Annotated in this window: 6 protein-coding genes; 2 read left to right on the plus strand and 4 right to left on the minus strand. The window is 67.1% G+C overall.

Annotated features, from left to right (window positions below; translation table 11 throughout):
* Positions 1–15: 15 nt before the first annotated feature.
* Together adhP and ABZW74_RS01545 are read right to left on the minus strand one after the other, a co-directional pair.
* Complete coding sequence (gene adhP / locus ABZW74_RS01540) at positions 16–1,053, minus strand: alcohol dehydrogenase AdhP (RefSeq protein WP_355273224.1); 1,038 nt, start codon at positions 1,051–1,053, stop codon at positions 16–18.
* 97 nt (positions 1,054–1,150) lie between these two features.
* Positions 1,151–1,462, minus strand: a complete 312-nt coding sequence (locus tag ABZW74_RS01545) for a hypothetical protein (protein ID WP_355273249.1) — start codon at positions 1,460–1,462, stop codon at positions 1,151–1,153.
* Positions 1,463–1,569: 107 nt separating this feature from the next.
* Between ABZW74_RS01545 and ABZW74_RS01550 the strand changes: the two genes are divergently transcribed.
* Complete coding sequence (locus ABZW74_RS01550; protein WP_355273226.1) at positions 1,570–2,484, plus strand: LysR family transcriptional regulator; 915 nt, start codon at positions 1,570–1,572, stop codon at positions 2,482–2,484.
* On the opposite strand, the gene ABZW74_RS01555 is transcribed toward ABZW74_RS01550, so the two are convergent.
* Positions 2,481–3,767 (minus strand): DNA polymerase III subunit delta', encoded by a 1,287-nt coding sequence (locus tag ABZW74_RS01555; protein ID WP_355273228.1) that lies wholly within the window; start codon positions 3,765–3,767, stop codon positions 2,481–2,483. The two genes, ABZW74_RS01550 and ABZW74_RS01555, sit on opposite strands and share 4 nt — an antisense overlap.
* 271 nt (positions 3,768–4,038) lie before the next feature.
* Between ABZW74_RS01555 and ABZW74_RS01560 the strand changes: the two genes are divergently transcribed.
* Complete coding sequence (locus tag ABZW74_RS01560) at positions 4,039–5,499, plus strand: adenylate/guanylate cyclase domain-containing protein (RefSeq protein ID WP_355273247.1); 1,461 nt, start codon at positions 4,039–4,041, stop codon at positions 5,497–5,499.
* A gap of 29 nt (positions 5,500–5,528) precedes the next feature.
* On the opposite strand, the gene topA is transcribed toward ABZW74_RS01560, so the two are convergent.
* Positions 5,529–8,597, minus strand: a complete 3,069-nt coding sequence (gene topA, locus ABZW74_RS01565; RefSeq protein WP_355273231.1) for a type I DNA topoisomerase — start codon at positions 8,595–8,597, stop codon at positions 5,529–5,531.
* Positions 8,598–8,943: the final 346 nt, after the last annotated feature.

Here is an 8,943-nt window from a genome sequence, read left to right on the forward strand (position 1 = left end):
GTGAGCTTAGTGCTCTCAGCGGTAGTCGATGACGATGCGACCCTCGATCTTGCCCTCTTCCATCTGCCGGAACACGTCGTTGATGTCCTCGAGACGCGTCGTGGCGACGGTGGGTTTGACCAGGCCACGCGCATAGAAATCCAGCGCCTCCACCATGTCCTGGCGGGTCCCGACAATCGAGCCACGAATGGTGAGACCTTTGAGCACGACGTCGAAGATGGGTGCCGGGAAGTCGCCGGGCGGGAGTCCGACGAAGACGATCGTCCCGCCGCGACGTGCCATGCCGATCGCCTGTCCGAACGCCTCCGGATGCACGGCGGTGACCAGCACACCGTGCGCGCCACCGGTCTGTTCCTGGATCGCGGCTGCGACGTCGGGGGTCGACGCGGCGTTGACGGTGACCTCGGCACCGAGCTCGCGGGCGAGGTCTAGTTTGTCGTCACCGATGTCGACGGCGGCGACGCGCATGCCCATCGCCCGCGCGTATTGCACGGCCACATGCCCGAGTCCGCCGATCCCGGAGATCACGATCCATTGTCCGGGTTTGGTCTCCGACACCTTCAGACCCTTGTAGACGGTGACGCCGGCGCACAGGATCGGCGCCACCTCCACCGGGTCGCAGCCGTCGGGAATCCGCGCCGCGAAACGTTCGTCGACCAGCATGTAGGTCCCGAAGGATCCGTCGAGTGAGTAGCCGCCGTTCTGCTGTCGCTCACACAGCGTCTCCCACCCGGTCCGGCAATACTCGCAATGCCCGCACGCCGACCACAGCCAGGCATTGCCGACCTTGTCGCCGACGGCGATCTCGGTGACACCGGGCCCGACGGACACCACGGTGCCGTATCCCTCGTGGCCCGGAACAAAGGGCGGCGACGGTTTGACCGGCCAATCACCGTGCGCCGCATGAAGATCGGTGTGGCACACCCCCGAGGTCTCCAGCTTCACCAGCGCCTGACCGTACCCGGGTTGGGGCAGCGGGCGTTGGTCGATGGTCAGGGGTTCACCGAATGCCGTCACCACTGCCGCGGTGTAGGTCGAATCGGTACCGGTCATGTCACTCACCTCGTCGTCGAAGAATTGCGCATTGAAGAGCGGTACCCCTCATTGTCTGCGCATTCCGCCGACGCGGTGGCCGTTCGGGCCGGTCGGATCAGGCCCTCTCGCCCAGTTCTTCCGAACCCGTCTCGGGCGGTGTCGCATCGGACCTGGCCACGCCGTCATCGTCGGCGCCCGCGTCGTCGCTGCCGGCATCGTCGCCGGGATGGCCCACTCCGGTGCCGCCCTTGCCGGACTCCGCAGCACCCGATTCCTCGGCACCCGATTCCTCTGCGCCCGATTCCTCTGCGTCCCGATGGGCCAACGGGTCGTAACCGTCGACGCCCTCCAACACGGTCAGCTCGTTGTCGATCGCCGCCGAGACGGCCCGCGCCTCTTCCTTGACCTTCTTGATGAAGTCCGACATCGCACTCTCCCTGTACCTGTGTGGATGACCCCACTATAGATCCGCACCCGACGCGCACCGGGCCCGGTTGTTGTGGGCCCCGGACCGGCCCGCATACGGTGTCAGCCATGGTGGCGCGCCGACTTCCCGATCTCGCCGCGCTCGAGGTGGTCGTCACCGTCGGCCGGCTCGGCAGCATGGGTGCCGCGGCGCGCGAACTCGGCATGAGCCAGCAGGCGGTCAGTGCGCGGGTCCGATCGGTGGAACATGAGCTCGGCGTCGAGTTGTTCGCGCGTTCCCCGGCGGGTGTGGAGGCGACCGCGAACGGCGTCGTCGTCCTGGAGTGGGCCAACGCACTGGTGGAGCGGGCTGTCGAGTTCACTGCCGGCGTCGACTCGCTGGTTGCGGCCCGGCAGGCAACGCTGATCGTCGCCGCGTCGAAAACCGTTGCGGAATACCTTGTTCCGTCCTGGATCGTGACACTGGCCGGCCGCACCGACGCCAAACTGTCGGTGCGGCCGATGAATTCGACCGAGGTGCTCGACGCCGTGCGCGCCGACGACGCACATCTCGGCTTCATCGAGATCCCCGGTCCCACCAAGGATCTCGAGTCCGCACTGGTGTCGATGGACGAGCTGCTGGTTGTGTGCGCACCCGGCCACCCCTGGGCCCGAACCGGCCGGATCGGTGCCGACGAACTCGCCGCCACCCCGCTGATTCAACGTGAACCGGGATCGGGTACGCGGCTCACCTTCGAAGAGGCATTGGCGCAGAAGGGTTTACAAGCAACCGATCCTCTGATCGAGTTGCGCTCGGTCACCGCGATCCGCGCGTCCGTACTCAGCTCGCCGGCCGCGACCGTCCTGTCCCGGCTGTCGGTCGCCGAGGACATCACCGCCGGGCGACTGGTGCACGTCGAGGTCGACGGGCTGACCATGATCCGACCACTGCGTGCGGTGTGGTCGCCGCGCATCACACTGCGTGGGCCGGCGCGAGAGTTGCTCGAGGTGGCGACGACGCGCGCAGACCCAACGCGACGCTAGCGCTTGCGCATCGACAACCCGATGGTCGCGACCATCGCGTCGACCGCGAACTTGGGTTTGACGTTCATGTCGAGCGCCTCGCGGCAGGCGAGGACCGCCTCCAGACAGTTGAGCAGTTGTTCGGGCCGGGCGTAGGCGGCCATCGGGATCACGATGTCGTCGGTCTTGTCGGGATGCATCGCGGTCACCTTGGCTCCGACCCCCACCACGAGTGCGTCACGGAACAGGGCGGCGAGGTCGACGAGCGCGCGGTCGAGGACGTCACGCCCGACGCGGGTCTCCCGGGATTTCTGCCGCTTCTCCAGTTCCTTGATGGCCCCGGCCGTCCCACGAGGGGCACGGGCGGTGCCCTTGCCGGTTCCGCCCGCACCCAGAGCGGTCTTCATCTCCTCGATCTCGGGCTCGTTGAGCTCGGCGGCGATCGCCTTGGCGGCGGCATCGGCGGTGCGCACCAGATTCTCGGCCGCGGCGTAGGCGGTCTTCTCGCGGTTGGCATCGCGAGCCAGCGCGAGTGCCATCTCGCGTTGTTCGCGGGCCTCGGGATCACTCGCCAGTCGGCGTGCACGTCCGATGTGGCCACCGCAGACCGACGCCGCCCAGCGCGCCTGGTCTGGGTCGATGCCGTCACGTTCCACCAATACGCGTTCGATGTCGTGCGCCGACGGCGTCGCAAGTGCCACATGGCGGCAACGCGATCGGAGGGTCACCGCGATGTCCTCGGGGTCCACGGACGGTGCGCAGAGCAGGAACACCGTGCGCGACGGCGGTTCCTCGACGACCTTGAGCAATGCGTTGGCCGCCTGCTCGGTGAGCCGGTCGGCGTCTTCGACGATGACGATCTGCCAGCGTCCGGTACCCGGGCGCCGAGCTGCCGCCTGCACGATCTCCCGCATCTCCTTGACCGCGAGGCTCAACCCTTCGGGCACCACGTGCCGGACGTCGGCGTGGGTGCGACTCATCACCGTGGTGCACGCGCGGCATTCCCCACACCCGATGTTCGACGCGTCCTCGTGCTGACACTGCAGCGCGGCCGCGAAACAGGTCGCGGCCACCGACCGCCCACTGCCCGGTGGGCCGGTGAACAGCCACGCATGGGTCATCGATGCCCGGGCGGCAGAGTCGAAAGCGTCACCGGTCTGTTCGTCGGGCTCCCCGAACATCGACATCGCACCCGCGTCGCCCTCGTCGAGCCGGTTTGCCAGGCTGCGGGCGGCACGCGCTGCGGCGCGCAGATCGTCGGCGACGGCGTCCTGGCCGGTCAACCGATCGAAGACATTGGTCACAGGCACAGCCTAATTGGCTGCCCCGACAGGACGGCCGACAGCTTCGCCCGCAAGTGCCCGGCAAGGACATTTGTCACAGGTCAGACGGGCAGAAGCCCACCACCACGCGTTTTGGGGGCCCACGACGACGAACCCCTGTGCATTGTTGTTTAACAATTGCAAGCAGCCAGCTACCGTAGTTGGCGTGGTACGTCAGCGGTCGCAATGGTCAAAGGGCGTGCATCTCGCCCGTTGGCTGGTGCACACGCCCTGGCCGATCCTTGCCCTCGACATGCTGCGGGCCAACCTCATCGGCGCGCTGTTCACCTTTGCGTTCCTGCGGTTCGGCATGCCGCTGCAGGATTCCATCAGTCTCGACGAGATCACCGCGCTGAACCAGGTGATCTTCGCCGTCTACCTGATCATCGCGATGCTGGTGGGCGGTTTCCTGAGTATTCAGCTCTCGCTGCCGGTACTCGTGTGGCATCGACGACGAACGCGGCTCGACAACGAGTCGGCCCGTCGTCGTGCATTGGCACTCCCGATGTTGTTGTCCGCGGTGAACGCCGGCCTCTGGCTCGTCGGCGGCGTGCTGTTCACGCTGGTCAACCTCACGGTGTCCAACAAGAACGCCTTCATCGTCGCGATCGCCAGCTTCATCGGCGCGATGGTCACCTGCGCGCTGAGCTTCATGCAGGCCGAGAAGGTCCTGCGCCCGATCACCGTCGCGGCGATGGCCAACGACCCCGACAGCGCGACCGCCCCGAGCGTGACCGCGCGCATCACCGTCTTCTGGGTGATCAGCGCGGTGGCCCCGATGCTGGTGATCGTCGGCCTCATCGTGTTGCACCGGCTCGGGTTCATCGACTCCGACTCGACCGGTCTGGAACGTCCGATCCTGTGGATGGCGCTGTCGGCGCTGGCATTCAGCCTGCTGGCGATTTTCCGCGTGGTGTCGGCGATCAACGACCCCATAAAACAGCTGCGTCGCGCACAGAGCGAGGTCAGTGCCGGCAACCTCGACGTCGCCGTGAAGATCTACGACGGCAGCGACCTCGGTCTGCTGCAAGCCGGGTTCAACGACATGGTCGCCGACCTGCGCGAACGCCAGCAGCTGCGCAACCTGTTCGGCCGCTACGTTGGCGAGGATGTGGCCCGCAAGGCCATCGAGACCGGCACCGAACTCGGCGGTGAGGAACGCTACGTCGGCGTCTTGTTCGTCGACATCGTCGGGTCGACGCGGCTGGCCGTCAACCGGCCGCCGCGGGAGATCGTCGAGCTGCTCAACGAGTTCTTCCGTGTGGTGGTCGCAGTGGTCGGACGCCACGGCGGGTTCGTCAACAAGTTCCAGGGCGACGCGGCCCTGGCCATCTTCGGCGCCCCCCTAGATCTTGACGACTTCGCCGGGCGTGCCCTGGCGTCGGCCCGCGAGCTGCGCGCCGAACTGTACGAGACCCTGGGCGACACCGACATCGGCATCGGCGTCTCGGCAGGCAAGGCGATCGCCGGCCACATCGGCGCCGAACAGCGCCTCGAGTACACCGTCATCGGCGATCCGGTCAACGAGGCCGCCCGACTCACCGAACTCGCCAAGGACGAGCCGACCCGCGTCCTCGGATCGGCTCGCGCCGTGTTCCTCGCCTCCCGCGAGGAAGCCGAGCACTGGGACATCGGTGAGGGCGTCGAACTACGCGGACGCGGGATCGAGACACTGCTCGCCCGACCGCTCATGGCGCCATACCGGCAGGACTGACTCGTCGAGCGTCAGAGCGCGGTGGAGGGTCAGCTCTCGTCGGTCTTCTTCGCCGGTGCCTTCTTGGCTGCCGTCTTCTCCGCAGCCGTCTTCTCCGCAGCCGTCTTCTTTGCGGTGGCCTTCTTGGCTGCCGTCTTCTTCGCAGCCGTCTTCTTTGCGGTGGCCTTCTTGGCTGCCGTCTTCTTCGCAGCAGCCTTCTTCGCGGGCGCCTTCTTGGTGGTCTTCTTGGCCGCCTTCTTCGCCGGGCCGCGAGCTCGACGGTCGGCGAGCAGTTCCATGGCGCGTTCGGGCGTGATCGACGCGACGTCGTCGCCCTTGCGCAGGCTGGCGTTGGTCTCGCCGTCGGTGACGTACGGCCCGAACCGGCCGTCCTTGATGACCATCGGCTTGTCGGAGACCTCGTCGTTCTTCTCGAGGTCACGCAGCGGTGGGGCCGCGGCCTGGCGTCCGCGCCGCTTGGGCTCGGAGTAGATCTTCAGCGCCTCGTCGAGGGTGATCTCGAAGAGCTGTTCCTCGCTGGTCAGCGACCGCGAGTCGGTGCCCTTCTTGAGGTAGGGACCGTAGCGACCGTTCTGCGCGGTGATCTCGTCGCCGGATCCCGGGTCGACGCCGACCACACGCGGCAACGACAGCAACCGCAGCGCGTCTTCGAGGGTCACCGACGCGATGTCCATCGTCTTGAACAACGACCCCGTGCGCGGTTTGGGGCCGGCCTTCTTGGCGGCCTTCTTAGCGGTCTTCTTGGCCACGGTCTTGGTGGCCGTGCCGCCGCCGCTCGGGGTGTCGAGCGGAACGACCTCGGCGTCGGAACCCGAACCACCGCCGTTGGGCGCCGGACCTGCGGGAACGGTGGCCGGTGAGCCGCCGTCGTCATCGTCGTCGGAGGGCAGGATCTCGGTGACGTAGGGCCCGAAGCGGCCTTCCTTGGCGACGATCTCGTGTCCGGTCGCCGGGTCGACGCCCAGCGAACGACCCTCCTGTGGCGTCGAGAACAGTTTCTCGGCGACCGCGAGTGTCAGTTCGTCGGGGGTGATGTCGGCGGGCAGATTGGCGCGCTGCAAGTCTGGCTCGGCGTCCGGCGCCGCAACGTTTCGCTCCAGGTACGGCCCGAATCGGCCGACGCGGACGTAGACCGTGCGTCCCTGCTCGTCGTCGAAGAGCCGGATCGAGTTGACCTCGCGGGCGTCGATCTCCTCGAGGTTCACGCCGACCAGCTTCTTCAGGCCACCATGCTTGGCGACCTCCGAACCGGCTATTTCCGCGTCGTGCTCGGCGTTGGGAGCCGCGTCACCGAAGTAGAACTCGGTCAGCCAACGGGTGCGGTTCTCCCGACCGCTGGCGATCTCGTCGAGGTCGTCTTCCAGGGAGGCGGTGAAGTCGTAGTCGACGAGGCTCTGGAAGTACGCCTCCAGCAGCCCGACCACCGCGAACGCGATCCACGACGGCACCAGGGCATTGCCCTTTTTCACGACGTAGCCGCGGTCCTGGATGGTGCCGATGATCGACGCGTAGGTCGACGGCCGGCCGATGCCGAGCTCCTCGAGCACCTTGACCAGCGACGCCTCGGTGAACCGGGCGGGCGGGTTGGTGGAGTGACCGTCGGCCGAGAGCTCGGTGGCGGTGAGTGCCTGCCCTTCGCGCAGCTGCGGTAGCCGGTTCTCGGCGTCGTCGGCCTGACCGCCCGCCTGATCGTCGACCGTCTCCACATACGCAGACAGGAAGCCGGGGAAGGTGATGGTGCGACCCGACGCGGCGAAGGTGCAGCGCTCGCCGCTCGCCGCGGTGCCGGAGATGCGCAGACTCAGCGTGGTGCCCTTGGCGTCGGCCATCTGCGATGCGACCGTGCGCTGCCAGATCAGCTCGTAGAGCCGGAATTCGTCGGTCTCCAGCTGACCCGCGACCTGACCCGGTGTCCGGAAGCTCTCGCCGGCCGGACGGATCGCCTCGTGCGCCTCCTGCGCGTTCTTCACCTTGCGGGTGTACTGACGCGGAGTCGGGTGAACGTAGTTGTCGCCGTACAGTTCCCGAGCCTGCGCGCGGGCGGCGTTGATGGCCGACTCGCTCAGCGTCGTCGAGTCGGTACGCATGTAGGTGATGAAGCCGTTCTCGTACAGACGCTGCGCGATGCGCATGGTCCGGTCGGAGCTGAACCGCAGCTTGCGGCCGGCCTCCTGCTGCAGCGTCGACGTCATGAACGGCGCATACGGACGACGGGTGTAGGGCTTCTCCTCCACCGACGTCACCGACATCGCCGCACCGCGCAGTCCCGCGGCAAGCGCCTCGGCACGGTCGGCGTCGAGCACGACGACGCCGTCGGAACGCTTCAGCTTGCCGGTCGACTCGAAGTCACGGCCGGCCGCGACGCGAGCGTCGTCGACCGAGACCAGTCGGGCGCCGAACGTGCGCGGCGACGCCTGCTCACCGGCGTCGAGGGTGGCGGCGATATCCCAGTACTCGGCGGACACGAAGGCCATGCGTTCGCGTTCACGTTCGACGATGATCCGGGTGGCCACCGACTGCACGCGGCCTGCCGACAGCTTCGGCATGACCTTCTTCCACAGCACCGGGGACACCTCGTAGCCGTAGAGGCGGTCGAGGATGCGTCGGGTTTCCTGTGCGTCGACGAGGTCGATGTCGAGGTCGCGGGGATTCTCCGCGGCGGCGCGGATGGCGGGCTCGGTGATCTCGTGGAAGACCATCCGCTTCACCGGGATCTTGGGCTTGAGGGTCTCGAGGAGATGCCAGGCGATCGCCTCGCCCTCGCGGTCACCGTCGGTGGCGAGGTAGAGCTCGTCGACGTCCTTCATCAGCGACTTCAACTCGGTGACGGTGGATTTCTTGTCGGGCGACACCACGTAGAGCGGCTCGAAGTTGTCGTCGACGTTGACGCCGAGTCGGGCCCAGGACTGTCCCTTGTACTTGGCCGGCACGTCGGCCGCGCCTCGCGGCAGATCGCGGATGTGCCCGCGGGACGACTCCACCACATAGTTGGACCCCAGGTAGCCGGCGATCTTGCGTGCCTTGGTCGGGGACTCGACGATCACGAGTCGTCGCAGTGCCCGCCCACTCGTGGGGGTTGCGGTGCTGGTATCGGCCACCGGCGGTCCTTCGTTGTCTGAGCTCGGTTACGAACTTCTGCGTGCCGCGGATCGAAATATCGAGCACGCCTGTTCGACTGGTTTGTACCTTATGTATAGCGCTATTTGCACATCCGAATTCCGCCGACCACCCTCCGATGTGACCAACGACGCTTCCCGGAGACACGGAAAGGGCTGGTCAGCCACCAGTTCGACGATCGGCCGACACGTTTGCGCAACTGGTGCTCACACAGCTGACGGGCAGTCGGCAGCGCTTGTCGGGCCGCGTCCGACGTAGGCCGGTCACACAGCCGACGGCCAGTCGGTGACTGCGTCGGCCGACGGTGGACCGCCGACGTACTCGACC

It is taken from the genome of Gordonia sp. NPDC003585 (assembly GCF_040610755.1).
Taxonomy (GTDB): domain Bacteria; phylum Actinomycetota; class Actinomycetes; order Mycobacteriales; family Mycobacteriaceae; genus Gordonia.

Coding starts and splice junctions, on each gene's coding strand:
- ABZW74_RS01560 (WP_355273247.1), top strand. CDS start 4,039: ATGCTGCGGGCCAACCTCATCGGCGCGCTGTTCACCTTTGCGTTCCTG.
- ABZW74_RS01550 (WP_355273226.1), top strand. CDS start 1,570: ATGGTGGCGCGCCGACTTCCCGATCTCGCCGCGCTCGAGGTGGTCGTC.
- ABZW74_RS01545 (WP_355273249.1), bottom strand. CDS start 1,462: ATGTCGGACTTCATCAAGAAGGTCAAGGAAGAGGCGCGGGCCGTCTCG.
- adhP (WP_355273224.1), bottom strand. CDS start 1,053: ATGACCGGTACCGATTCGACCTACACCGCGGCAGTGGTGACGGCATTC.